Source organism: Vibrio atypicus (assembly GCF_009811315.1).
Taxonomy (GTDB): Bacteria; Pseudomonadota; Gammaproteobacteria; order Enterobacterales; family Vibrionaceae; genus Vibrio; species Vibrio atypicus.
Map to the genome: position 1 here is coordinate 1 of NZ_BLID01000017.1, position 22554 is coordinate 22554.

Here is a 22554-nt window from a genome sequence, read left to right on the forward strand (position 1 = left end):
TTTCTTTCTCAGTGAGGTGTGTATATTTCATAGCTTTACTTCTTGGCGGGAGCAAAATCATGATTATCGCATCTCACTGTTTTATTTTTCAGTGGTGTCGCACTTCGTACTTGAATCCAAGATGTCTAACAAAGCATTTAAGAGTGATTCGCAACGCTTGGCATTTTCGCTTCGCTCAAATGTAGCCAAGCGTCGCTCACACCTTAATGCGGCGTTATAAGGCTAGAAGATAAAAGGAATTTACGTGGAAATCAGAGTAGGGAAGCTAAGCGATGTCGCAGCCATCACCGATATCTTTAACTTTTACATAGAGCATACTAACGCTCGTTTTGAAGAGCAGGTATTTACGCAAGAAAACCGTCTAAATTGGTTCTCTCAATTCTCATGTAATAGTAAGCATCAACTTTTCGTTGCTATCGAAAGTGGGGAGTTGCTAGGTTTCGCATGTTCCCAGCCTTATAGGGACATTTCAGCATTTGAGGATACAGCTGAAGTTACCGTGTACCTTGCTTCAACAGCAAAAGGTAAAGGTGTTGGTTCAAAACTGTATTCTAAGCTGTTCTCATCAATTTCTGGTTACGGAGTCCACAGGGTGTTGTCAGGTATCGCATTACCTAATGATGCTTCAGTTGCCTTACACAAACGTTTTGGTTTTAGAGAAATTGGCGTATTCAATGAATATGCAAAGAAAAATGGTGAGTACATTTGTTCGGTTTGGTTGGAAAAGGCACTTAACTAAAAGTCCGCCTTATAACAAAGCGTTTAAGACAGATTCCCAACGCTTGGCATTTTCGGTTTGCTTTGAATTTAGTGTTTACGGCACAATGGTTTAAGCTAAGTGGTCTGCGTTGCTCACTACTTAACGCGGCGTTAGTTGTCTTCATCAAAATAATACGAAAGTAAAAAGGAAAACTATGAAATCACAAGTTCAAAACTTGTACAGGCGAACGGGCATTACTAAGGAAAGTTGTTTCCACGCTGCACGCAGGCTTGATACGCACAATACCTTGTCTTTGTGGTCATTGACTACGTTAGCATTTAGTTTGATAGTTATTTCTTTAATTACTCAGTTATATGCAGATAATCATTTCATTATTGAGTACGAGCGTTTTTTAGACTTTGCCATAACAACACTTTCAGTATTTGCTATGGTGATCTCGGTAGTCGTTCAGAAAAGTGACTTTTCGCTTCGGTCGGACAATTTTCGTAGGCAAGCGATGGAAATTAACGAGTTGCGTATATCCTTTCGTCATTTAAAAGACAAAGACTGCGCAACTTCGGAAGAAACTGAAGAACAACAGGCATTGTATGAAACCAACTCTAAACGTTATTCGGGGATACTTGATAGAAACTTAGTTCACGATCAGATCGACTACTATGTTTCAGCTACAACCGGCATTGAGCATAAGTATCACTTTACTAGGTTGGTGGTGACACAATACCTTGGTTACCTACTAATTATTCTATCTTCCATTAGCTTGCTAGCATGGTCATGTTGGAATACCTATCTAAATACGCTGCCAGTCAACTAACAAAGCATTTAAGAGTGATTCCCAACGCTTGGCATTTTTCGTTCCATCGTTGGGTTTTGTGTTTATGGTGGGATCGTTAAGTTTCGTGGTAGCGTTGCTCACACCTTAATGCGGGATTAGTTTGCTACAAAGAATCGGGAAGTATTGAGGAAGATATGAAAGTAGATATTAGACCAGCCAAGGAAGACGAACTGGAACCTCTCCATTCTTTGTTTATTTCAAATGATGAATGGATGAAGTTCAATGGTCCTTACTTTCCATATTCTCATCCAACATTAGAACAGTTTGAAAGTTCATCATTTCAGCGTGTACTAGCAGGCTCAGACTTACAATTAATCACTGTTGACGATATTCCTGTTGGAACGGTTAGTTGCTACTGGGAATGTGAAGAAACTCGTTGGCTTGAAGCTGGTGTAGTTATTTACGATGCACAGTATTGGGGTAAGGGCATTGCCGCGCTTGCTCTACCTTTATGGGTGTCGTATTTGTTCGAAACTAAAGAAATCGAGAGGGTTGGTTTAACCACTTGGTCGGGTAATCCTCGAATGATGTCTTTGGCCTTGAAACTAGGTTTTCAACAAGAAGCGAGACTTAGAAAGGTTCGTTACTACAATGGTGAATACTATGACTCCGTCAAATATGGGGTGTTACGGTCGGAGTGGTCAGAACGCAACTAACAAGCAATTCAAGCTGATTCGCAACGCTCGGCGCTTTCGGTTTCAACTTGTTTGGTGATTACGGTGCAGTGTTTTAGTAAGGTGGCAGCGTTGCTCTCAACTTAATTTGGCGTTAGTGTTTACATCAAAGTCCACGCAAAAATAGGGAAGTTGTATGAGTAAATCTGTCTATGTTGCTGGTAGTTTCAAAAATCTAGAAAAGATGCAGGCTATACGAGAAACTTTGGTCAATGCAGGTATTGAAACGACTATCTCTGAGCCTCTTCAAGCTAATGGTATTGATGGTTGCTTGCAGCGCATTAGAGAAGCCGACATTACCTACATTCTAAACTTTGGTGGTTACGTCGGAAAAAGTGTCGCAATGGATATTGGTTATGCTTTAGGTCTCGGCAAACCAGTTTATGCTCTTGAACATATTGAAGATCCAGACATCACTCATTTGCTAACACGTGTTGTCACGCCAGGTGAGGTCATTGCTGAGTTCAGTGGAAACAGTAAAAACTAACAATAAATTTAAGCAGATTCGCAACGCTTGGCACTTTTGGTTTGAATCAGCTTTAGTGTTTACGGCACAATGCTTTAGGTAGGTGGCAGCGTTGCTCACTACTTAATTTGGCGTTAGTCGCCAGAAAAGCTAGCAATCAAAATCATGTTTCTAAGCTCAAAACTTGGCTGCTGATCGTTCGGTTCACCGGTACATCGTTGTTGGTCCAAACTCATTTTTAGCGGTTTTAAGTCCAAAGTTCTGTAACTGTCCTAGCGTTTGTTTTGTCCATTGGTGCTAACAGAGTAGGGCAATCGAGAGCCTGTTTTTGGTTGCAACTCCGCTCGGTGAGTTTGTTGGGTACAAAAGCCGATTTACTCGCTGAAATGATGTTTTCTCTGGTGTGGTAAGTTCCACGTGGTTTCATTGAGTAGCCGCTTTGAGAATACGCCTGGCTTAAATGCATCAAAGCACATAAAGTTTGTTGTTCGCAAAGTTTAGTTCGGCTTAAAATTGTCGCTCGGTGCCTCGCGCTAACAAACTGTTCAAGAGGGATTCGCAACGCGTAGCATTTTTGCTATGCGTTGATTTTAGTGATTAAGGTGGTGTGCGGTGGCTTCGGTAATACGTTGCTCACCCCTTAACAGGGCGTTATACAAAACGATAGGTTTAAGCTTATGCGCAAAACAATATCTTATTTAACTTTAGCAGTATGCGCTTTGTTCATTGGCGCTGGAGCTGTGAATCAAGGCGTAAGCGGCTTTCTTTTAGCATCGCCTTTTGTGGCTGGGTTTATTTTAACTTTGAAGGCTTTCCCATTAAAAAGGAAAGTAGGCTATATTGCCGTTGTCACAATCCTATCTGTTCCGTTAGTTTGGAATCACGAAGAAAATAAAATCATATACCCTTGGATAGGAACTGATTTTGTCGCGAAGTGTGGTTGGGAAGCTGTCAAGTTTGAACAAGGTTATACCAGGTATGATTATCCTACTCTGGTGCCACTAGGAGCTGACATTGAAGAGCAATATGTGGTTAGCAGACACAGTGTTACGTGCGGTAGTGTTTGGAAATTAACTCGTGTATTTGTACGTCATCCAGATTTAGGGACATTATACTATCCGGTTTTTTCTATTGATGGTTATGAGGCCACTATGTCCGGGTATCAGTTAAATGATGCTTTCAGTTCAAAATTGCTGAAACATAGTCAAATTAGTTCTTCCTATGAGCTTCAATCATCTTGGACTAACAGTTGGAGCTTGCTGATGATGTGGCCAGCACTTCCAGTCTATGTATATACGGGCGTCATGAGTATTTTTGTATAACAAGGCGTTTAAGACGGATTCACAACGCTTGGCGATCTTAGTTCAAGTTGAATTTAGTGTTTAAGGTACAATGGTTTAGGCTTGGTGGTTGGCGTTGTTCACCACTTAACACGGCGTTATGAGCATCTTTTACTGTTAATAAACTCGCAGTGCTTATCGAACCATACTTTAGTTCTCTAGTTTTTATGAACAAGGATAAACGGAGGTTTAATTATGCGTAAAATCGAGTATATCGCTCATTCCCGAGCGGTTTCCTACTGTCTAGCGTCCGTTTTAGGTGGTATTAGTGTTTTACTAGCATTGGACTTTGTTTTTTCTATGGAGCAGAGTGCAATTACTTATGGCTTTGTGCTTTTAGGCGCTGCAATTCAATATTTCTCTACTAAGCGTCAGTGTGATAGCAATCTTACAGTGGATGATGAAGAGGTGTATTTGTTTAACATACCGGCTGCATTGAGGTATCAGAAGTCACTGACAGGTAGGCCATATATTCGTGTTACATCCTTGACTCAAAAGGGCTATCACAGGGTGAAGGTTTTTGAATCTTGGGTTTCAGGACAGGACTGGCAGTTCATGCGAGCCAGATGCACATAACAAACAATTCAAGCTGATTCGCAACGCTCGGCGCTTTCGGTTTGAATCGGCTTAAGTGTTTACGACACAATGGTCTAGGTAGGTGGTAGCGTTGCTTACTACTTAATTTGGCGTTATACAGATTTTTATCGAAGTGGGGAGGTTGTATGGCAATATCATTTGAAAGTCAGAGGCTGAAAGTAGTTGAAATTACAGAAGAGTTTGATTTGTCTAAACACTCATATTTGCTAGAGCGAATTCCTCAAATCCTCACACCAGCAGTTGTAGAAAATCTTCCTCCATGTTTCGACGAGATAAGATCTAGCGAACAAGCCCGAATCTGGCTTGAGCGGATGTTGTTGGAGAGCCGCTTACTTCAAGTGAAAGCCGAGGGGCACGACCTAATAGGTTTCCTGTTCGCTTATGTGGAGAATGACGAGTATGCCCGCATCGGTTATCTGCTTGCCGAAGAATACTGGGGATGGGGGCTAGCTAGTGAGTTGCTTCAAGGTTTCATACATGAAGTCGAGAAATCTGAATCTTGGTTAAAACTCATAGGTGGTGTTGAGCAATCTAATATTGCTTCAACGAAGCTACTTAAGAAGCTGGGGTTCATAGAGCAACCTGCTAAGGAGAGTGGTGTGGTTTTCTATGAATATACGATTCCTCAGCCACACTCTTAACAATAAATTTAAGAGTGATTCATAACGCTTGGTGAATTTCGTTTAAATTCAGCTTTAGTGTTTAAGGTGGTTTGTCGAGGCTGTGGTGTATGGCTTTGCCCACCTCTTAATACGACGTTATATGCACGGGAGAGTCCAGTGACTAAAAGGGTTCAAAATAGAGAAATCAAAGTGTGTCCTGTTGTACTGCGAAAATCAGGCTCTACTGTAGAGTTGCTACTATTTGAACATCCTTTGGCCGGTGTGCAGTTGGTAAAAGGCACATTAGAAATGAAAGACAGTGCAGTGGAAAGTGCAGCGCTTAGAGAACTTGAAGAGGAATCAGGTATATCCAAGGTTTCCAGTACTAAATACCTCGGTAGTTGGGAAAGCGGTTTCCAAAATCAACTTTGGCATTTTGTCCTGTGTGAAATCTCGGAAAACTTGCCCAATAACTGGCGATTCTACACACAAGATGATGGTGGTCATGAGTTCAGTTTTTTCTGGCATAAGCTTGAAAGTAACCCGAAATTTAAGTGTCACAAGGTGTTCTCTGGCGCCATTAAGCAAGTAGAAATTCTGCGCCTATAACAATAAATCTAAGAATGATTCACAACACTCGGCGCTCTCACTTCAAGCGAGTTTAGTGTTTACGACACAATGGTTTAGGTAAGGTGTCAGCGTTGTTCACATCTTAATTTGGCGTTATGAGCCCCCCCCCCAGAATATCAGGCAAGGAGCCTAATTTGTTCAAGCTTTACTACTATCCAAATAATGCGAGTTTGGCTCCACACTTTCTATTGCAGCATGTGAAAGCTGACTTTGAATTGTTGTTGGTAGACAAGAAGGCTCAATCCCACAAAAAGAAGGACTATCTCAGATTGAACCCTGCGGGTCGTATTCCAACCCTGATTGTCGATGGACAGGCAGTTTTTGAAAGTGTTGCGATTTGTATTCATATTTGCGAATTACACCCTGATTCAGGGTTAATGCCAGCATTGGGTGATGCCAAGCGTCCTTTATTCTTTCAATGGTTAGCGTTTCTTAACAATACGCTACAGTCAGAATTAATGATTCGGTATTACCCAAAGCGCCACACGACTAGTGAATTAGGAGTATCGGATATAGTCTCGGCTCAAGACTCTCGCATTGTGGAAGTGTTATCCATTCTTGATGAGCAACTTAAGAAACATGAATACTTAATCGGAAAAGAGTTAACTGCATGCGATTACTTTCTGTTCATGCTGGCAGGGTGGTTACCAGAAGAGGCTTACGTAGCAAATTATCAGCACTTATCGGCTTATCTGAAATGTCTTTGTCGCAATCCAGTAATAAGAGCAGTATGTGATTTTGAGGGGATTGATCTCACACTCTTTGAGTCATACTCGTAACAAATTGTTTAAGAGTGATTCAGGACGCGTGGTATTTTTACTATGTGTTGGCTTTAGTGGTTAAGGTGCTATGTGGGAGCTTCGGCATTGCATGCCTCACGCCTTAACAAAGTGTTATGTTTTTCACTGAGAAACAAATTTCATGTTAGCTGTTGAAAAATAAGTAAATGTCACCATTTTATCCCCATGTGAATGGTACAACGGTAAATAAGAATGAAATGGTTAGTATATCTTTTTGAACAAATTAGCTCGGACAGTGGTTATAAGACTTTATTTAAGGGAGGCGTAGCATTGGCAACCTTGTTTTTGGTCGCAACAATGCAAGTAAGTAATACAATGTTACCTATTGAGAAGTCAGCCTATGAGTTGCGTTATAAAGTTGAAGCAGAGCTTGGGAAGTCAATAGATTCTTTCGAAGAACTGAGTTGCGACATTAAGAACAAAAAAACTTATGCGGACTGTAAATTAGCAAAGTATCAAAAAAAGTTGTCTAGTAGCTCAGTTGTTGCTCTTACTGAGTTCCAAAGTTTGGTGCAATGGTTGGCGTGTCTCCTTTTCGCTGCATCTATTTTTGGTTTCTTTTTAAATCCGTACGTTCATGGCTCTTCAGTAAAGACGGAGTCAACTAGTGAGAGTGAAGCTGAGCAGTAGAATCCAAGCGGTATAACAAAGCGTTTAGGACGGTTTGTTATACCGCTTGGTATTTTTGGGTCGATTTTGCTTAAGTGATTACAGAACAATGAGTTAGGTAGGGTGATAGGCATTGCTCACCACTTAACGCGGTGTTAGGGCTGGCTGATAACTTGTTAACATAATCGATGAAACGGAATTAATACAAAAGAAATTATTTTCATAACAGTCATTTCAATGTATTAATTTATTTAAAACTAATTAGGAATAAAAATGCCGAATATAATCGTCCCTAACGTCGAATCGGAAGACTTCAAAAAGTTTGTAAGTAAGCTTGATAAAGCGATTTCCAACTCGGAACTCCAAAAGCTCCCACTTTATCCTTCCGGTAACTTTACAGTCAAAGCTGTAACGGTTTTACCCTCTGTAGGAACTTACCCCGAAGGGCAATGTTGGTTTAACAGTTATATTTATGCAAACAAAAAGGGGTGGAACCCTATATTTGGTTGGTTTATCTTTGAGGATGAAGGTAAAAAGTACATTGCTCAAAACCATGCTGTAGTGCAAGATAAAATGGGAAACTTAATAGATCCTACATCATGCTCATACATCAGTGATCAAAATGAAAAAGGTGTTTTTATTCCTGATTTACGTGCAATGATTCAACTGGATCACTTACGTGCTCCAGGTACATTTGAATGCAAAATTAACGATGCGAATGGTGAATGGCGCAACCATGAAGGAGAAAGTAATAGTTTGCTATATAATAAATTTCCTTCATCTCCAGGTCTAAAAAGATTTATCACCGAACAAGTCAAAGCAAAACGTCATCAACATGAATTATACCAAGTCTAAAGAAAAGCCTGTTTCTGCTTCGTAGTTTATGGATTAAATCAAAGTCAAAGGAGAATGGCTTTACAATTATCGAGCTGAAGATAAGTTTAGAGACGCTTATGATTATTATTTCAACCAAGATGAAGCTGTCGCCAAAGTCTTCTTAAGTAGGACGACAACTCAACATGAACTCCCTGAAAAAGTGGTGGTTGACGGTAGTAAAACCAATTGTGCTGCTATCGATGCAATGCATGTTTAACCCTGGCTATCGGGTATCTTCATACTGTCATTTATAGAGGTACTCGATATCAAGTGTCTGAATAATATCGTTAAGCAAAGTCATCGCTGTATAGCAAGCGCTTGATTGGCAGTCGTTATAGGGTGCTACAGCTAGCTTTCATAGTTGAGAGCTATGGACTAGATTAAGCGAGGTCACACGCTATATTCCCGGATTGAAAGTATTTTTTAACATCTCGTAGTAGCATGAAAAACCCCTTTAAATAGACATAAAAAAGGGAGCGAATCGCTCCCTAGTTCATATGATATTTAATGATTATAGGAACGCGCGGTAAGGCAGTTCTGGATCATTCTTGAAGATGTCAGCAAAGCCACGGAAGTGCTGGTAGTGCATGCGACCTTTGTCTGTTGGGTATGTGTATTTACCACCGACTTGCCAGAAGAAAGGTGCGAAGCCGTATTGCAGACGATCCTTCTTCATGTTCCACAGTACCTCTATTTCGCGTGGGTCGTTTTGGAAGTTAGCCCAAATGTCATGGTGGAATGGAACAACCACTTCACAGTTCAAAGACTCAGCTGCTCGAAGAATATCTGAAGACGTCATTTTATCTGTTACGCCACGTGGGTTTTCACCATAAGAAAGCAGTGCTACGTCAATCTTGTGGTCGTTACCGTGTTTAGCGTAGTAGTTAGAGTAGTGAGAGTCACCAGAGTGGTAAACAGAGCCGCCAGTTGTCTCAACGAGGTAGTTTACAGCTCGGTCGTCCATCCCATCTAGAATGTCTTTGTCTAGAGAAGATGTGCCCTCAGGCAGTGTTACTAAAGCCGTACGGTCGAATGCATCTAATACTTTAATGTTTACGTCTTTGATGCGAATCTCATCGCCTACTTTCGCGATCACACAGCGATCTTTTGGCACCCCCCAAGACATCCAAAGGTCAACACACGCTTTAGGTCCAATAAACTTAACATGGTCTCCACAGTTTTGTAGTACCGCGGCTGCAACGTTGATATCAATGTGGTCTGCGTGATCGTGCGACGCCATTACCGCGTCAATTTCGTTGATAGCGAATGGGTCAAGTGGGAAAATAGCAGTACGTAAGTTTGGTTGTAAGGCCTCAACACCACCCATACGCATCATTTGGTGTTGGTTTTTCATGAATTGATTTTTTTGGGTCTTTTTTCCAGTACCACACCAGAAGTCCATGGAGATGTTCGCACCTTCTTCAGACTTAAGCCAAATACCAGTACAACCTAGCCACCACATAGAAAATGTATTCGGCTCAACGACCGTATTTTCAATTTCTTCATTAAGCCAAGTTCCCCACTCAGGGAATGTGTTTAGAATCCATGACTCGCGAGTGATTTCGTTTACATTGCTCATGATGATACCTTTTATTTCACAAATTTGATTAATTTTGGATGTAGGAAGCCAAGCGCCTTAATTGGGACTAAGGCACTGAGCTGAAGTTAACAATTATTCTGGGGCGGGTTGGCCCTTTGGATTTACACTAAGATGACTTGCGTCCCTTGAGCTTCAATCTTTTTGACAACATCTGGATTGGCATCTTTACCGGTAATAACAATATCTATTTGCTGAGTGTTGCAAAATAGCATTCCGGTTCTTTGGCCAACTTTGGAGCTGTCTACCACAACGACTAACTTGTCGATTTGCTCTAACATCTGCTGTTCAGCAACGGCTGTCAGCATATCCGCTTTATAAAGGCCTGCATCTGTTAGTCCTTTACCTGATGTAAACATCCAGTTCCCGGCATAGCCGCCTAATGAGTTTGGTGCCGGGTTTAGGAAGATGTTTTGAGCTTTGTTGTATTGGCCTCCAATGATGATCACGTCGTCATGATCTTCGTTGATCAAGTAGCTTGCGAGCGGGAAGTAGTTCGTGATGATCTGAACGTTTTCTCCGCACAATTGTTGACCTAACAAGAAAGCAGTCGAACCACAGTTAATGACTACTGTGTCACCCGCCTGACAAAGCTCGGCAGCAGCATGTGCTATTTGAGCTTTCTCTTCATAAAACTCTGTGCTGTTAATATTGAGTGGTGACCACTTTCTCTTTTGATTTTCTATTCTTTCGGCGCCATTCCGCACCTTTCGAAGCCTACCAAGCTCATCTAATTTTGCAATGTCACGCCTTGCGGTAGCTGGGGAAACATTAAAATTATCAATAATATGAGAGACGTTAATCGTCTGCATTTCTTCTAGTAACGATAGGATACCGTTGTGTCTTTGCACTTCGTTCATATTTATCACTCTATTTGTCTTTGTGACAACTTTATGATTACTTTTGATTTGTTGTGATTCTAATAATCATACTGATGATTGTCAAATCATCGTAATTGAAAAACAAGACTTTAATCGCATATATTTTTAAGTCATTGTTTTTATTGATAATGATGTTTTTTTGTGTGATCCGGTGCCCAATTAGCCGCATTCTATGTGAGGATAATTGATATAAATCAAAGTAATCACAAGTGAGCATTGAATGATTACTTTTGATTGTTAAAGTCTATCTCGTGAGCAAAACAAGACATCACTGAATCCTACAATCATTAAAAATACAAATTATATCAGGGGTAAAGATATGGAGTTCTTATACGATATCTTCAATATTTTTTACAGTCAGGTTATGACCAAAGCACCTTTGCTGCTCGGTATCGTAACTTGTCTCGGTTACATCCTTCTCAAACGTGACGCAACAACCGTTATCTCAGGTTCAATCAAAACCATTGTTGGTTTTATGATTGTTCAAGTGGGTGCGGGTACGCTAGTAGCGGGTTTTAAACCTGTTATTGAAAAGATGAGTGAAATTCATGGACTGACAGGCTCGGTAATTGACCCGTACACCTCCATGATGGCTACTATGGAAACCATGGGAGACAACTACTCCTGGGTTGGGTACGCAGTCCTTATGGCGCTAGGCATTAACATCCTTTTAGTAGCATTCCGTAGAATCACAGGTATCCGCACCATCATGCTTACGGGACACATCATGTTCCAACAAGCTGGCTTGATTGCTGTTTTCTACTTCGTCCTAGGCGCGGGTATGTGGGAAACCGTCATCTACTCTGCAATTTTGATGGCTCTATACTGGGGCATCTCTTCCAACATAATGTTCAAGCCGACACAAGAAGTGACAGGCGGAGCGGGCTTCTCGATTGGTCACCAGCAGCAGTTTGCTTCATGGGTTGCGACTAAAGTAGCACCTAAACTAGGTGACAAGAACGACAGCGTTGACCACATCAACCTACCGAAATGGCTACACATCTTCCACGACAGTATTGCTGCGACTACGTTAGTCATGACGGCATTCTTTGGCATTATTCTTCTCTCTTTCGGTCTTGATAACCTGCAAGATATGGCAGGTAGCACACACTGGCTTATCTATATTTTCGAAACGGGTCTGAAATTCGCGGTAGCTATTCAAGTTATCGTAACCGGTGTACGTATGTTCGTTGCCGAGCTTTCTGAAGCGTTCAACGGTATTTCTCAACGTCTAATCCCGAATGCGGTTCTTGCGATTGACTGTGCGGCTATCTACGCATACTCACCAAACGCAATGGTGTTCGGTTTCCTTTGGGGTGCAGTGGGTCAATTTACCGCGGTATTGGCTATGTTGGCGTTTGATGCGCCAATCATGATTATCCCTGGCTTCATTCCAATGTTCTTCTCTAACGCGACGATTGGTGTGTTCGCTAACCACTTCGGTGGCTGGAAAGCGGTGATGAAGATCTGTTTCGTGATGGGCATTATCGAGGTGGTTGGTTCAGCTTGGGCGATTCATATCTTTGCGCAATCAGGTACTGAGTTTAACGGCTGGATGGGTATGGCTGACTGGGCTCTCGTATTCCCACCAATCATGCAAGGTATCTCTAGCTCTAGCATGTTCTTCTTTGTTGTTGTCGTACTATCGGGTGTTTACATGTACTTCGCATCAAAAGCACTGCGAGCTGAAGAAGACGGCGAAGCGCAACAAGCGCAAACCATGACAGCAGTAACACCAGAAGGCATCGAAGTTGAGGTTGAAGCTCCTAATTCTCAAGCGCCTGTGAAATCTCAAGCGGTGGCTGAGGCTCCACAAGCGAGTGGCGCCACTGAACAGAAACCAGTACGAGTTCTCGTGTGCTGTGGCTCTGGTCAAGGCTCTTCAATGATGTGTTCTAAGAAGATTAAAGAGTTCTTAGATAAGAAAGGAGTACCAGCAACCACATTCAACAGTGCAATCACAGACTACAAATCACACTTAGGTTCATTTGACATCATTGTTACTTCAGTTGCGCTGGCTGAAAAGATTACCAACCTACCTGAAGGTAAACAGCAGCTAGCAGTGAAGAACATGATCATGGTGAAAACCTTTGGTGATGAGCTGATTTCACTTATCGAAAACAACTTCCATAAATAATTGAACTAGCCCAGCGGCAAAGCGGCTGGGCTAATAAAAATACTAATAACAAATTACTGAGTGAGCAAAACAATGAACTTGAAAGAATCTCTGATTACCAACAACTCAATCCAACTTAATGCAAAAGCAACCGACTGGCAGTCGGCTATCAAAATAGGTACTGATGCACTAGTTAAAGCAGGTGTGGCTGAAGAGCGTTACTACGACGCCATCATCAAAGCGATTTCGGCTGAAGGCCCATACATCTGTATTCACAATGCATTTGCTCTACCACACTGCCGCCCAGAAGATGGCGTGATCAAAACAGGCTTTGCACTGACAGTCTTAGAAACCCCAATTCTATTTGATGACGTAGACGAGCCAGTCGATGTACTGATCACCTTGGCAGGTAAAGATTCAGAAGAACACATTGAAGGTACGATGCAGGTCGCAAACTTGATCGAGTTTGATGAAGATTTCTCAAAACTACGTGCATGTAAAACACCGCAAGACGTAGCGAACCTGATTGATATGGCGCTCGTACAAGCTGAAGCGGCTTAAGGAGTCGATATGTCCAAATATAGCCAATTGAAACAACGTGTTTTAGACGCGAACTTGCAGCTTCCTAAGTACGGATTAGTGACATTTACCTGGGGTAATGTTTCTGAGTTTGACCGTGAAAATAGCGTGATAGCGATTAAACCGTCAGGTGTTGAATACAGTGATATGACGACTGAAGACATGGTGGTAGTGGATTTAGAGGGCAACATCGTCGAAGGCAAGCTGAATCCTTCAAGTGATACTGCTACTCACCTGGAGCTCTACAAAGCATTCCCAGAAATCGGCGGCATTGTCCATACTCATTCTCGCAGTGCAACGATTTGGGCGCAGGCGGGCATTGATATTCCAGCTCTGGGCACGACACACGCTGACTACTTCTATGGTGATATCCCGTGTACTCGCAAGCTCTCGAACAGCGAAATTTCTGATCAGTATGAGAAAAATACTGGCTTGGTCATCATCGAAGAGTTTATCCAGCGTCGTATCGACCCAATGGCAGTACCGAGTGTGATTGTGGCGGGCCATGCGCCTTTCTCTTGGGGCAAAGATGCCAAAGACGCCGTACATAACTCGGTGGTGCTAGAGGAAGTGTCGGCAATGGCATTGGCTACACGCTCGCTAAACAGTGGCATCAAGATTCAGCCGGAGCTATCAGACAAACATTACCTACGTAAGCACGGTGAAAATGCTTACTACGGTCAGCAATAAGCGTGATGTGAGGAGAGGCGATGTATCAAGTATTGGCGTTAGACCTTGATGGGACTGTGTTGACCGATGATCACACCATCCATCCTGAAGTGAAAAAAGCGATCCAAGAGGCTAAGCAACATTGCTATGTGATGATCGTGACCGGTAGGCATCACACCGCCGCAAGGCCTTATTACTATGAGTTAGGGCTAGATACTCCGATTATCTGCTGCAACGGAACCTACGTGTATGACTACCAAACTGAGACCGTTTTAACTCAGAACTCTATCGAACATCAGCACGCTCTAACGTTTATCGACCTAGCACAGGAATACAAGCTGAAGATGGTGATGTATATCACCGATGCGATGACTTACTCCAACTACAACCCATTTGCCTACATGTTGGCGTTGGAAGAGTGGGCTGAGCAAGCGCCGGCGCGCCACAAGCCAAATATCTATCGAGTGGATTCATTCTCCGAAACGGCGAAGAACACCGAGTTTGTGTGGAAGTTTGTGGTGGAAGGGGAGCAAGAGTCGGTTGACCGCTTGATGCAAATGCCTTGGGTCAAAGAGCACTTTAACGGCGAACGTTCGTGGTCGAACCGAATCGATTTTGCCGCGAAGGGTAATAGTAAAGGCCTACGCCTGGCTGAATACGTGAATGAACTGGGTTTTCAGCCCTCCCAAGTGATTGCCATTGGCGACAATCACAACGACATATCAATGCTTCAATACGCAGGCTTAGGCGTAGCGATGTTTAATGCTGACGACACCGTCAAATCGAACGCTCAAGCCGTAAGCAAAACAGACAACAATCAAGATGGCCTTGCCCATCTAATACGTGAACAAATTAAAGGATAAACCATGACTAAACCAATGATTCAAATCGCCCTAGACCAAACGAACCTACCTGCTGCTATTGAAGTGGCAAACAACGTAGAGAGCTACGTAGACGTGATTGAAGTGGGGACTATCCTTGCGTTCGCTGAAGGCATGAAGGCGGTTTCGACACTGCGTAAAAACCACCCGGACCACATTTTAGTGTGTGACATGAAAACCACAGATGGCGGCGCGATTCTGGCTCGTATGGCGTTTGAAGCAGGAGCTGACTGGATTACGGTTTCAGCAGCAGCGCACATTGCAACCATTGATGCGTGTAAGAAAGTTGCTGATGAGTTCAATGGCGAAATTCAAATCGAGATCTACGGTAACTGGACTATGGACGACGCTCAAGCATGGGTTGATTTAGGTATTACACAAGCAATCTACCACCGTTCTCGTGATGCTGAGCTGGCGGGCGTGGGCTGGACAGAAGCGGACTTAGTGAAGATGCGTGCCCTGTCTGAACTGGGTATCGAGCTTTCTATCACAGGTGGCATCGTGCCAGAAGATTTGTACCTATTTGAAGGCATTAAAGCGAAAACCTTTATTGCTGGCCGCGCGTTGGCAGGTGAAAAGGGTCAAGAAACCGCTGAAGCACTGAAAGAACAAATCAACCGCTACTGGAACTAGGAGGCGCTATGTACCAAAACTTAACGCGCCATCGTGTTGGGCTTTATGAAAAAGCTCTTCCGAATGACTCATGTTGGGAAGATAAGCTAAAAACCACGAAAGAGCTAGGCTTTGATTTTCTTGAAATTTCGGTCGATGAATCTGATGAAAGACGCAGTCGTTTAGACTGGTGCGATGAAGAGGTTTATGACCTACGCCGATTGTGTGAAGAGCATCAAGTGCCGCTACAGTCAATGTGTTTGAGTGCACACCGCAGGTTCCCATTTGGCTCTGCTGATCCGAAAGTGCGAGAGCAAGCCGTTATCCATATGGAGAAGGCAATTACGTTGGCGTACAAGTTGGGTATTCGCACCATTCAGCTCGCAGGATATGACGTGTATTACGAACCTGCAGACAAAGCGACACACCTGCGTTTTATCGAAGGTATGAAACTCTCGGCACAACTGGCAGAGCGTGCAGGGGTGATGTTAGCAGTCGAAATCATGGATACGGATTACCTGAACTCGCTGAGCAAGTTTGAAGTGTTGAGCCGCGAGATCGACTCGCCTTATTTTACCGCTTATCCAGACGTTGGCAATATCTCGGGTTGGAATTATGACATCGCGACAGAGCTTAAGCTGAGTAAGCCGCGCATTACCCAAATCCACCTTAAAGACACATATCGTGTTACTCCCGAATATAAAGGGCAGTTCCGTGATTTAACTATTGGCGAGGGAGAAGTCGATTTCAATGCCATTTTCAAAACATTGAAAGAAACGGAGTGTGTCGTGCCACTTGTGATCGAAATGTGGGCGCAGGATGAGAATTGGAAAGAGAACATCTTGAAAGCTCAAGTTCACTTAAACGAAGTTTGTCGTCAAACGGGCTTGATGCCTCTGTTCGGAAATTAATCCTTTAGATTGAAGCACTGAAAATATAAGTACTTCAATTTGTTGGTTAAACAGTTTAGCGACGTAAACGTCGCTAAAGTCAGAAGAACTATGCTCCTTTCTGACAAAAAAGTGCAGCATATTGTCCCCCCAATATGTTGCACGTTCTACGCTCACTGGTTGTGAAAATTAGATAAAGCCTATCTATATAGCAACAGTAATGTGATCTCGTCCTATTTTTGCCATCTCCATGAGAACATCCGTGTGATAATTCTTCTTCACAGTAACGTGAGTACCAATTTCACTGGCAATCTTGACGATTTCTAGAGCGTCTTTTGGGTGCAGTGAAGAATCTTTGGTGATTTCGATACTTACGCCGAGTTTGACTAGCTCAATTGCGTCAGTTGAATGCATGATATTTTCCAGTTTTAAATTTTCGGAGGACTATATCACTTTCGAACAATTCAACTCTGCGATGTTCATCCAAAAAAAAACATATTTATTTTGTTTATCACAAGTATGACTCAGAGTCATTTTAATTGTATGACTGCGTACTTATACCGGTGTGCAATGTCTAATTAAAGTGACAGCTATTATTGAAAAAAAATTTAAATTATTAATACCCAAAGCCTTCTCGTTAGGTTCTTTGGTGAGCTCAAAATTTGTTTCAGATCACGATGCATCAGACGAATTCCATACTTGGTAACATCTAAAAGCCGCTACTCTAGTTGTATGAATGTAAAGACTATCCTGCTAACACATATACACCGAGCAAAGTCAGATAGAGAGAAGTGTTTAGACGAGCTTCTTGATTTGATGAGTCAAGCTGTGGCGCGAACTGACCTTGAAGAATTCGATTGGTATTTAATGAACGATTTAGTGGATACTGACATACTTTTTACCATTGTTTTGACCGACGTCGATTTAACGATCAATTTCAATGAGTATGTACTGATTGAGGCAGTAAGGTTCGTAATGACGTTTGGTTGCGAGTTGCAGCATTGACCCGACTTTTTGCAAATTATGCGCTAACACTTTTTGAGCCAAGATTATTCTCGTGTGTTAGAAGCAACACTTTTATTATTGATTTAGCAGAACCAGTTCAAAGTGGTGAGGTGAGGTGAGTTGTTAGTTTTAAGTGCCTTGTCGTCGAAGCATTCAACTAGCTTACGAACTTGTCTTCTCAAGTAGCGGCTATATTACCATCAGACGCTAAGAATGTACTTTTTTGATTACCTCCTTATGAGCCTTACTTATGATACTTGTTAGATATCACGATGTGCTAAGTTTTAGTGTAACAAGGAGAGTGACCATGAAAACGTTAGCTGGCTTATTGTGTTTAGTGTGCTTACAAGTACAAGCAATAACTATTTCAACAATCAACACTGAATGGCTTTGGGACTATAAAGAACCCCATGAAGGACAGGTCGTTGGTTATGAATACGATGATATTTATCCACCAACTCGCAAAGAATACGAAATGGAAGTTTTTGCACTTGCTCAAGTCATCAAAGCTATAGATGCTGATGTTGTTGGCTTAGTTGAAGTTGAAGGCCGGCATGTTGTTGAGGATATAGCGGCTTATCTTCCTGAATGGAACGTTGTTTTCGTTGAGGGTAGAGACACGTTTACGAAGCAGGATGTGGCTATTTTAACGAGATTTTCTGTGATCGAGGGGACCGCTTCAAACTTACCTGAATTCAAGGGCACTTCAAGTGTCACGAAGAAACCGGTACAGCCATCTAAAGTCTTAGCTGTTGGCTTAAAGGATGAACGTAAGAATTATTATGTGGTTGTGGCTCATTTGTCTTCTAAGAGAAACAATAGCGAAGAGAAAGATGCTAAGCGTGCGGCTCAGGCAGAAGCCATTAGAAAAGCTGTAGTTACCAATTGGAGCAGTTATGACCACGTTATTGTAATGGGTGATATGAATGACCTCCCAGACTCTAAACCGTTGAAGACATTACTAGGAGAATTTGACGATGGGGACAAGTTGGTTCAAGTTGCAACTGACGAGAACTATTCATACATCTATAGGAAGAAAAAGCAGCTCATTGACCATATCTTGGTCGATATTGGATTGAGTAACGCTGAATTTAAGAATATGGACCTGCCCAAGTCGATTAGTGACCATCGTATATCTACTCTGATAATGAAATAGGAGGCAGGTGTTATGCGCAACTTAAGCTTGAATATAAAGTTTAAATCTGTGTTTGATTCGAGAATGCCTTTAGCTCCGATCGTTCGAGTTTTAGATTGTACATCAGATTTTGTAATTGAGAGCATTGAATCAGATATCGACGAACTCAAAACAGTATTGATGGGGGTTGATGAGACGTTAGTAGAAAACCTTGAGGTAATATCTAAACAAGTACATAAAGGTGAGCTACAAACTTTGTTCCTTGAAGATGTGAGAAAGGGAAGCTTTGAGTTCCTTTTATCGCCAGAGGTTATGAGTGTGGCAAAATTTATAGCCGGCTATGTAGCAAATTATCTTGTTGGTATAGCTATTGAAAGCCATCTAGAAACGAAACAAAAGAAGACCGCTGAAACGTATGAAGCGGAGTTGAAAGGAAAGATATACCGTGCTCTAGATGAAGAGTCTCTAGATTACACTTTGGAGTCTGAGTCCGGTTCTGACGGTGAGTTGCTGTTTGTGAAGATTACAGTAATTTTTAACACAGATTACGGGAAGCAAAATGATCCTGACGTTCACGATAATGGTGGTCGAGAGATTGACATAGAGATGTTCAAAAAAACGCTCGAGGCTTAGTGTATTAGAATTTCAGTTAATCCTTTGACTTACATTTTCACAAGACCTTCGAATTGCGCCTACCCAGACTCTGATGGCTTGAAGGCTTAAACGTAGTGCTTTGTGGTTCAAAGCGCCCCAAAATTATTGATCCACTATTCAAGTGAGTTTTTCTTATCAAAGTAGACCGAAGTTGTATACGTATCCTATATTCGTCAATTTAGGCTGCTTATATTCAAGAGTTCAATGCTATTAGTACAAACTAGTCTGCTCTTGGATTCAGAAGTACATTCCAATAAAACCACAGAAAATCAATGCGATAATTGAGCAGCCGATGGCATAATGAGTTTAATACACAATTAGAAAAGGCTGCGTACGTTGGCAGAACTGAAAACGAAATCAGGCGAAAGTGTTCCTCTATCTGATGAATCAGGGCTAATCCTAGGGTTAAGGGCTGTAGCTGCGCCTCTCACCAAAGAGCATATTCACCTAGCCGCTATTCAGTATGATGGTTCTAGTGGTGAAGTTGACTCCTTCAAAGATTCTACCAATTACGATGTAATAGTTGATGCGAAGAGGTATCCGCCCAAGGCCATACTTGGTTTAGCTCTGACCAACTATCATGGAGTGCGCATTCTTTCGAGCCACTTCAAAGGTGGTATTAAAAGTGAGTGTTTTCGTATTCTTGAAGAGCTTGGCTTTGAGACCGTGGAGAAGGAGTTCCAAGAGTCGAAGTTAAAGCGTGAAGTTGAAGTTTTTGACTATTCGAAATTTGTAGTCGGTGAGTCGCACACCAAACTAGAGGCTTTTGGACATGGTGGAGTCTGGGTTCCGCGTCAAGGCCGCGATATATCAGGGGTAACTCGATTCAATAACTGTGTTGTGTTATTCGTTACTCTAGAGAAAGACCGCAAAGAAGATGAACACAAGTACAACGATAAGTTTTTCTCGGTGGTAGCATGTTTCAATGGGAATCTCAAAACAATAATACTCCTGATACACCTCACATGCAGATGATAATTGGTGGTGAAACAGTCGTACTTTTTGCTCGGGTATATGAAAAAGTCAAAAGTAAATCGCAACCATTTATTTATGTAGGAGAGTTGAGATATGTCAAACATAGCTACCCAATCGATAGTAAAGATATTCCAGTAGAGGTGATATTTGAGGTTTCGGAGCATAAAGAATCTGCTTCAGAAGCATTGTCTTCACTATACGAATGGGCACCGGGCATTGACTTGGATTATAAGCCAATAAATGTTTTAGGTACGGTACTCACTGAAACAAGTGCTCCATCTCCATCAAGAAGGTCAACTAATGATAAAGGCAAATCCAAGCGTACTGGAAAGACCAACTGGGCAGAACGAGATGAGCGTAACCGTAACCTGGGTTTAGCTGGTGAAAAGTTAGTTATTCAAAGCGAGATACAGAAGCTAATCGACCTTGGGCGAAGTGATTTGGCTGACAAAGTGGAGCATGTCGCCAAAGACAATGATTATGCCGGTTATGATGTTTTGTCCTTTGATGAGCAAGGCAATGAAAAGTACATCGAGGTTAAAACTACCAAGCAGTCGAAAGGTACCGCCTTTTTCATTTCAAGAAATGAGGTTGAAGTTTCTGTAGAAAAGGGGGACCAATATTGGCTGTATCGCGTTTACAATCTTGACGAGAGCACAGGCGTGGCGAACTTTTATTCTCTGCAAGGGCCAGTTGATCAAAAATTTGAATTAAAGTCAGAAAATTTCAAAGCGTCGCCAAAATAATTACTAGATGTAATTTACGATAAAGCGCACATTGGCATATTCTGATATGCATTACATTCATGTTGATATGTTATCCAGAAACTTGGTCATTGTGTGCTTCACACCGCAGCGCTTACTCGAAAATGCCCCATTTAGTGTTAGATCTTTTACTCATTCATATCTTGTTAATCTGAGTTTGACCTACTCAAACTTATCCACTTGAGTTGAGAACTTAGCGTTCCCGTTTTTAGGCGACATTTTGCAGCTTAGTATCCCTTGTCTTACTTTAACTTATTGATTGTTAATTGAACCAATATGATTGAGAGTGCATTATATAGAAGAAAAAGACGACAGTTTGTCGACTAATAAGCGTTATATGTAATCAAAGTTAATTATGGTACTCTATACCATTACATTTCGGTGATTAGATAAGGTTTTGGTTTGATTTACAGGTTCAGTTTCTACGTGTTTTTGATTCTATTACCATTGTGTGCTTTTTCTAGTACACCTGCAGAAGTCGAAACTTACCTAGACAAAGGGTACAAATGTGACGCTAGGTGGTCTGATGAATCATCGCTTTATGGACAAAAAACAGAGATTGATAGTGTTAAATTAACTGATCAAGGCTACCAATATTATGTACACCATTCGACATATCGAAGATGGGTGTGGGTAGCAGATTTTAGAATTGCAGACTTTACTATCAAGTGTGCACCAAAGCCGAAACCAGCTTTTGAAGATATCTTCAAAGGCTTGGAAGAAGAAGCCAAACGAAACCAGCAATCTCTGTAAATACACATATAACAAACAATTCAAGCTGATTCGCAACGCTCGGCATTTTGAGTTTGAATCAGCTTTTGTGATTAAGGCAAAATGGTTTAGGTCGGTGGCAGCGTTGCTCACAACTTAATTGGGCGTTATGCTCTGGCGGCAACGTAAATTTTTGAGGTAAACATGGAAACTTCTTTTCAAGAGTTAATTGAGTTATTTTCAGTGACAGCAATTGCAGCTTTTGTCGGTGTTTGGGGGGCAGTTAAAATCGAAGCGAGGAAGAAAGAAAAGGAAAATCTAGCCGCACTTCTTAAGGAATACTCATACGTATATCTTCATTATAAAGTACAAAAGACTACTCTTGATACGATGTTTGACTATATCTCAGGGTATAAAAACGATGACAAGCGTCATTTGACAATGATGCCTACATCAACCCCTGAAAATGTTGTATATCTTCAGCCGAAAGACTTTTCATTTTTACTTCTAGAAAACAATGAATTAGCATTTAACCTTTCAATGCTACAAGGGCATATGAAAGAATTTTTCAAGAAGTATGAGCAGCGAAATCAATTACACTACCAATGGCAGAATGGTGACAAAGGAGCTGCACTTGAAAAGAATCTGCTCGACAATACAGATCATCTATTCAATGAGTTAGATGAATTACCTTTGGCAGTAGATGAATTTATGGGGCAACTAAGTAAATTTGCCGAAGAGAAGTTTAAGAATGTTCGCCTTGAAGAGATTGAAACGGGTAGTTTTATTGACTTTATAAACAATAAGAAACGAGCTTAGTATCAAGTTTGAAGTGCGACACTTTTTACAGATGCGCATGAATATACTCCTGAGGTGTAAAGAACCCAAGTCTTTTCCTTGGGCGCGAGTTTAGCTTTCCAGCTATTTGGTTACAGAGC

Annotated in this window: 28 protein-coding genes and 2 pseudogenes; 26 read left to right on the forward strand and 4 right to left on the reverse strand. The window is 41.8% G+C overall.

Features of this window, described 5'->3' with window-relative positions:
* The 5 genes and pseudogenes from GVO60_RS22490 to GVO60_RS21605 all read left to right on the forward strand — a co-directional run.
* Positions 1 to 220 (forward strand): annotated as a pseudogene (locus tag GVO60_RS22490) (hypothetical protein); the annotation flags it as partial.
* A gap of 24 nt (positions 221 to 244) precedes the next feature.
* Entirely contained in the window at positions 245 to 739 is a 495-nt protein-coding gene (locus GVO60_RS21590; protein ID WP_159657753.1) for a GNAT family N-acetyltransferase, read from the forward strand.
* Between the two features lie 175 nt (positions 740 to 914).
* Positions 915 to 1532 (forward strand): SLATT domain-containing protein, encoded by a 618-nt coding sequence (locus tag GVO60_RS21595; RefSeq protein ID WP_159657755.1) that lies wholly within the window; start codon positions 915 to 917, stop codon positions 1530 to 1532.
* 155 nt (positions 1533 to 1687) lie between these two features.
* Positions 1688 to 2209, forward strand: a complete 522-nt coding sequence (locus GVO60_RS21600) for a GNAT family N-acetyltransferase (RefSeq protein ID WP_159657757.1) — start codon at positions 1688 to 1690, stop codon at positions 2207 to 2209.
* A gap of 154 nt (positions 2210 to 2363) precedes the next feature.
* Positions 2364 to 2714: a nucleotide pyrophosphohydrolase gene (locus GVO60_RS21605; protein ID WP_159657759.1), complete on the forward strand. Its 351-nt coding sequence runs from the start codon at positions 2364 to 2366 to the stop codon at positions 2712 to 2714.
* Between the two features lie 183 nt (positions 2715 to 2897).
* On the opposite strand, the pseudogene GVO60_RS22670 reads toward GVO60_RS21605, so the two are convergent.
* A pseudogene (locus GVO60_RS22670) lies at positions 2898 to 3123 on the reverse strand (hypothetical protein); the annotation flags it as partial.
* 247 nt (positions 3124 to 3370) lie between these two features.
* Here GVO60_RS22670 and GVO60_RS21620 point away from each other — a divergent pair.
* From GVO60_RS21620 to GVO60_RS22695, 8 genes are all read left to right on the forward strand, one after another.
* Positions 3371 to 4015: a hypothetical protein gene (locus GVO60_RS21620; protein WP_159657761.1), complete on the forward strand. Its 645-nt coding sequence runs from the start codon at positions 3371 to 3373 to the stop codon at positions 4013 to 4015.
* A gap of 213 nt (positions 4016 to 4228) precedes the next feature.
* Positions 4229 to 4609 carry a hypothetical protein gene (locus GVO60_RS21625; RefSeq protein ID WP_159657763.1) on the forward strand — a complete coding sequence of 127 codons (381 nt, stop codon included), beginning with the start codon at positions 4229 to 4231 and terminating at the stop codon, positions 4607 to 4609.
* Between the two features lie 146 nt (positions 4610 to 4755).
* A complete protein-coding gene (locus GVO60_RS21630; RefSeq protein WP_159657765.1) occupies positions 4756 to 5271 on the forward strand; it encodes a GNAT family N-acetyltransferase in 516 nt (171 codons plus the stop codon).
* A gap of 138 nt (positions 5272 to 5409) precedes the next feature.
* Entirely contained in the window at positions 5410 to 5841 is a 432-nt protein-coding gene (locus tag GVO60_RS21635; RefSeq protein WP_159657767.1) for an NUDIX hydrolase, read from the forward strand.
* Positions 5842 to 5996: 155 nt separating this feature from the next.
* Entirely contained in the window at positions 5997 to 6641 is a 645-nt protein-coding gene (locus GVO60_RS21640; RefSeq protein WP_159657769.1) for a glutathione S-transferase family protein, read from the forward strand.
* A gap of 213 nt (positions 6642 to 6854) precedes the next feature.
* Entirely contained in the window at positions 6855 to 7292 is a 438-nt protein-coding gene (locus GVO60_RS21650) for a hypothetical protein (protein ID WP_159657771.1), read from the forward strand.
* Positions 7293 to 7544: 252 nt separating this feature from the next.
* A complete protein-coding gene (locus GVO60_RS21655; RefSeq protein ID WP_159657773.1) occupies positions 7545 to 8126 on the forward strand; it encodes a hypothetical protein in 582 nt (193 codons plus the stop codon).
* A 37-nt stretch (positions 8127 to 8163) separates the two neighbouring features.
* Positions 8164 to 8364 carry a DDE-type integrase/transposase/recombinase gene (locus GVO60_RS22695; protein ID WP_159657803.1) on the forward strand — a complete coding sequence of 67 codons (201 nt, stop codon included), beginning with the start codon at positions 8164 to 8166 and terminating at the stop codon, positions 8362 to 8364.
* Positions 8365 to 8658: 294 nt separating this feature from the next.
* Here the strand turns inward: GVO60_RS22695 and ulaG are convergent, their stop codons facing one another.
* Both ulaG and ulaR read right to left on the reverse strand, forming a co-directional pair.
* Entirely contained in the window at positions 8659 to 9726 is a 1068-nt protein-coding gene (gene ulaG / locus GVO60_RS21665) for an L-ascorbate 6-phosphate lactonase (protein ID WP_159657775.1), read from the reverse strand.
* Between the two features lie 122 nt (positions 9727 to 9848).
* The gene (gene ulaR / locus GVO60_RS21670) at positions 9849 to 10604 is read right to left on the reverse strand and encodes an HTH-type transcriptional regulator UlaR (protein ID WP_159657777.1); all 756 of its coding nucleotides are present in this window, start codon (positions 10602 to 10604) and stop codon (positions 9849 to 9851) included.
* Between the two features lie 340 nt (positions 10605 to 10944).
* On the opposite strand from ulaR, the gene GVO60_RS21675 reads away from it, so the two are divergent.
* From GVO60_RS21675 to GVO60_RS21700, 6 genes are all read left to right on the forward strand, one after another.
* Positions 10945 to 12762 (forward strand): PTS ascorbate-specific subunit IIBC, encoded by a 1818-nt coding sequence (locus tag GVO60_RS21675; RefSeq protein WP_159657779.1) that lies wholly within the window; start codon positions 10945 to 10947, stop codon positions 12760 to 12762.
* A 72-nt stretch (positions 12763 to 12834) separates the two neighbouring features.
* Entirely contained in the window at positions 12835 to 13302 is a 468-nt protein-coding gene (locus tag GVO60_RS21680; RefSeq protein WP_159657781.1) for a PTS sugar transporter subunit IIA, read from the forward strand.
* A 9-nt stretch (positions 13303 to 13311) separates the two neighbouring features.
* A complete protein-coding gene (locus GVO60_RS21685) occupies positions 13312 to 14010 on the forward strand; it encodes an L-ribulose-5-phosphate 4-epimerase (protein ID WP_159657783.1) in 699 nt (232 codons plus the stop codon).
* A gap of 20 nt (positions 14011 to 14030) precedes the next feature.
* A complete protein-coding gene (locus tag GVO60_RS21690; protein ID WP_159657785.1) occupies positions 14031 to 14852 on the forward strand; it encodes a Cof-type HAD-IIB family hydrolase in 822 nt (273 codons plus the stop codon).
* A 3-nt stretch (positions 14853 to 14855) separates the two neighbouring features.
* Positions 14856 to 15503: a 3-keto-L-gulonate-6-phosphate decarboxylase UlaD gene (locus GVO60_RS21695; RefSeq protein WP_128165152.1), complete on the forward strand. Its 648-nt coding sequence runs from the start codon at positions 14856 to 14858 to the stop codon at positions 15501 to 15503.
* A gap of 8 nt (positions 15504 to 15511) precedes the next feature.
* On the forward strand, positions 15512 to 16393 hold the full coding sequence (locus GVO60_RS21700) for an L-ribulose-5-phosphate 3-epimerase (RefSeq protein ID WP_159657787.1): 882 nt from the start codon (positions 15512 to 15514) through the stop codon (positions 16391 to 16393).
* Between the two features lie 183 nt (positions 16394 to 16576).
* Here GVO60_RS21700 and GVO60_RS21705 read toward each other — a convergent pair whose 3' ends face one another.
* Positions 16577 to 16786 carry a hypothetical protein gene (locus tag GVO60_RS21705; RefSeq protein WP_159657789.1) on the reverse strand — a complete coding sequence of 70 codons (210 nt, stop codon included), beginning with the start codon at positions 16784 to 16786 and terminating at the stop codon, positions 16577 to 16579.
* A gap of 402 nt (positions 16787 to 17188) precedes the next feature.
* Here GVO60_RS21705 and GVO60_RS21710 point away from each other — a divergent pair, with 402 nt between their 5' ends.
* The 7 genes from GVO60_RS21710 to GVO60_RS21735 all read left to right on the forward strand — a co-directional run bounded on the left by GVO60_RS21710 (position 17189) and on the right by GVO60_RS21735 (position 22435).
* Complete coding sequence (locus tag GVO60_RS21710) at positions 17189 to 17377, forward strand: hypothetical protein (RefSeq protein ID WP_225874958.1); 189 nt, start codon at positions 17189 to 17191, stop codon at positions 17375 to 17377.
* 307 nt (positions 17378 to 17684) lie between these two features.
* Positions 17685 to 18533, forward strand: a complete 849-nt coding sequence (locus GVO60_RS21715) for an endonuclease/exonuclease/phosphatase family protein (RefSeq protein ID WP_159657793.1) — start codon at positions 17685 to 17687, stop codon at positions 18531 to 18533.
* Between the two features lie 12 nt (positions 18534 to 18545).
* On the forward strand, positions 18546 to 19145 hold the full coding sequence (locus GVO60_RS21720) for a hypothetical protein (protein WP_159657795.1): 600 nt from the start codon (positions 18546 to 18548) through the stop codon (positions 19143 to 19145).
* Between the two features lie 357 nt (positions 19146 to 19502).
* Positions 19503 to 20141, forward strand: a complete 639-nt coding sequence (locus GVO60_RS22575; RefSeq protein ID WP_225874959.1) for a ScoMcrA-related endonuclease — start codon at positions 19503 to 19505, stop codon at positions 20139 to 20141.
* Positions 20084 to 20887 (forward strand): protein NO VEIN domain-containing protein, encoded by an 804-nt coding sequence (locus GVO60_RS22580; protein WP_225874960.1) that lies wholly within the window; start codon positions 20084 to 20086, stop codon positions 20885 to 20887. The genes GVO60_RS22575 and GVO60_RS22580 overlap by 58 nt, the downstream gene beginning before the upstream one ends.
* Positions 20888 to 21331: 444 nt before the next feature.
* The gene (locus GVO60_RS21730) at positions 21332 to 21658 is read left to right on the forward strand and encodes a hypothetical protein (protein ID WP_159657797.1); all 327 of its coding nucleotides are present in this window, start codon (positions 21332 to 21334) and stop codon (positions 21656 to 21658) included.
* Between the two features lie 162 nt (positions 21659 to 21820).
* The gene (locus GVO60_RS21735; protein WP_159657799.1) at positions 21821 to 22435 is read left to right on the forward strand and encodes a hypothetical protein; all 615 of its coding nucleotides are present in this window, start codon (positions 21821 to 21823) and stop codon (positions 22433 to 22435) included.
* Positions 22436 to 22554 lie beyond the last annotated feature (119 nt).

What these genes read in the sequence shown, in the direction of transcription:
- GVO60_RS21595 (WP_159657755.1), top strand. Translation starts at nt 915, where the DNA reads ATGAAATCACAAGTTCAAAACTTGTACAGGCGAACGGGCATTACTAAG.
- GVO60_RS21630 (WP_159657765.1), top strand. Translation starts at nt 4,756, where the DNA reads ATGGCAATATCATTTGAAAGTCAGAGGCTGAAAGTAGTTGAAATTACA.
- GVO60_RS21620 (WP_159657761.1), top strand. Translation starts at nt 3,371, where the DNA reads ATGCGCAAAACAATATCTTATTTAACTTTAGCAGTATGCGCTTTGTTC.
- GVO60_RS21735 (WP_159657799.1), top strand. Translation starts at nt 21,821, where the DNA reads ATGGAAACTTCTTTTCAAGAGTTAATTGAGTTATTTTCAGTGACAGCA.
- GVO60_RS21680 (WP_159657781.1), top strand. Translation starts at nt 12,835, where the DNA reads ATGAACTTGAAAGAATCTCTGATTACCAACAACTCAATCCAACTTAAT.
- GVO60_RS21685 (WP_159657783.1), top strand. Translation starts at nt 13,312, where the DNA reads ATGTCCAAATATAGCCAATTGAAACAACGTGTTTTAGACGCGAACTTG.
- GVO60_RS21600 (WP_159657757.1), top strand. Translation starts at nt 1,688, where the DNA reads ATGAAAGTAGATATTAGACCAGCCAAGGAAGACGAACTGGAACCTCTC.
- GVO60_RS21700 (WP_159657787.1), top strand. Translation starts at nt 15,512, where the DNA reads ATGTACCAAAACTTAACGCGCCATCGTGTTGGGCTTTATGAAAAAGCT.
- GVO60_RS21715 (WP_159657793.1), top strand. Translation starts at nt 17,685, where the DNA reads ATGAAAACGTTAGCTGGCTTATTGTGTTTAGTGTGCTTACAAGTACAA.
- GVO60_RS21705 (WP_159657789.1), bottom strand. Translation starts at nt 16,786, where the DNA reads ATGCATTCAACTGACGCAATTGAGCTAGTCAAACTCGGCGTAAGTATC.
- GVO60_RS22580 (WP_225874960.1), top strand. Translation starts at nt 20,084, where the DNA reads ATGTTTCAATGGGAATCTCAAAACAATAATACTCCTGATACACCTCAC.
- GVO60_RS21625 (WP_159657763.1), top strand. Translation starts at nt 4,229, where the DNA reads ATGCGTAAAATCGAGTATATCGCTCATTCCCGAGCGGTTTCCTACTGT.
- ulaR (WP_159657777.1), bottom strand. Translation starts at nt 10,604, where the DNA reads ATGAACGAAGTGCAAAGACACAACGGTATCCTATCGTTACTAGAAGAA.
- GVO60_RS21655 (WP_159657773.1), top strand. Translation starts at nt 7,545, where the DNA reads ATGCCGAATATAATCGTCCCTAACGTCGAATCGGAAGACTTCAAAAAG.
- GVO60_RS21710 (WP_225874958.1), top strand. Translation starts at nt 17,189, where the DNA reads ATGAGTCAAGCTGTGGCGCGAACTGACCTTGAAGAATTCGATTGGTAT.
- GVO60_RS21690 (WP_159657785.1), top strand. Translation starts at nt 14,031, where the DNA reads ATGTATCAAGTATTGGCGTTAGACCTTGATGGGACTGTGTTGACCGAT.
- GVO60_RS21650 (WP_159657771.1), top strand. Translation starts at nt 6,855, where the DNA reads ATGAAATGGTTAGTATATCTTTTTGAACAAATTAGCTCGGACAGTGGT.
- GVO60_RS21675 (WP_159657779.1), top strand. Translation starts at nt 10,945, where the DNA reads ATGGAGTTCTTATACGATATCTTCAATATTTTTTACAGTCAGGTTATG.
- GVO60_RS21695 (WP_128165152.1), top strand. Translation starts at nt 14,856, where the DNA reads ATGACTAAACCAATGATTCAAATCGCCCTAGACCAAACGAACCTACCT.
- GVO60_RS21605 (WP_159657759.1), top strand. Translation starts at nt 2,364, where the DNA reads ATGAGTAAATCTGTCTATGTTGCTGGTAGTTTCAAAAATCTAGAAAAG.
- GVO60_RS21720 (WP_159657795.1), top strand. Translation starts at nt 18,546, where the DNA reads ATGCGCAACTTAAGCTTGAATATAAAGTTTAAATCTGTGTTTGATTCG.
- ulaG (WP_159657775.1), bottom strand. Translation starts at nt 9,726, where the DNA reads ATGAGCAATGTAAACGAAATCACTCGCGAGTCATGGATTCTAAACACA.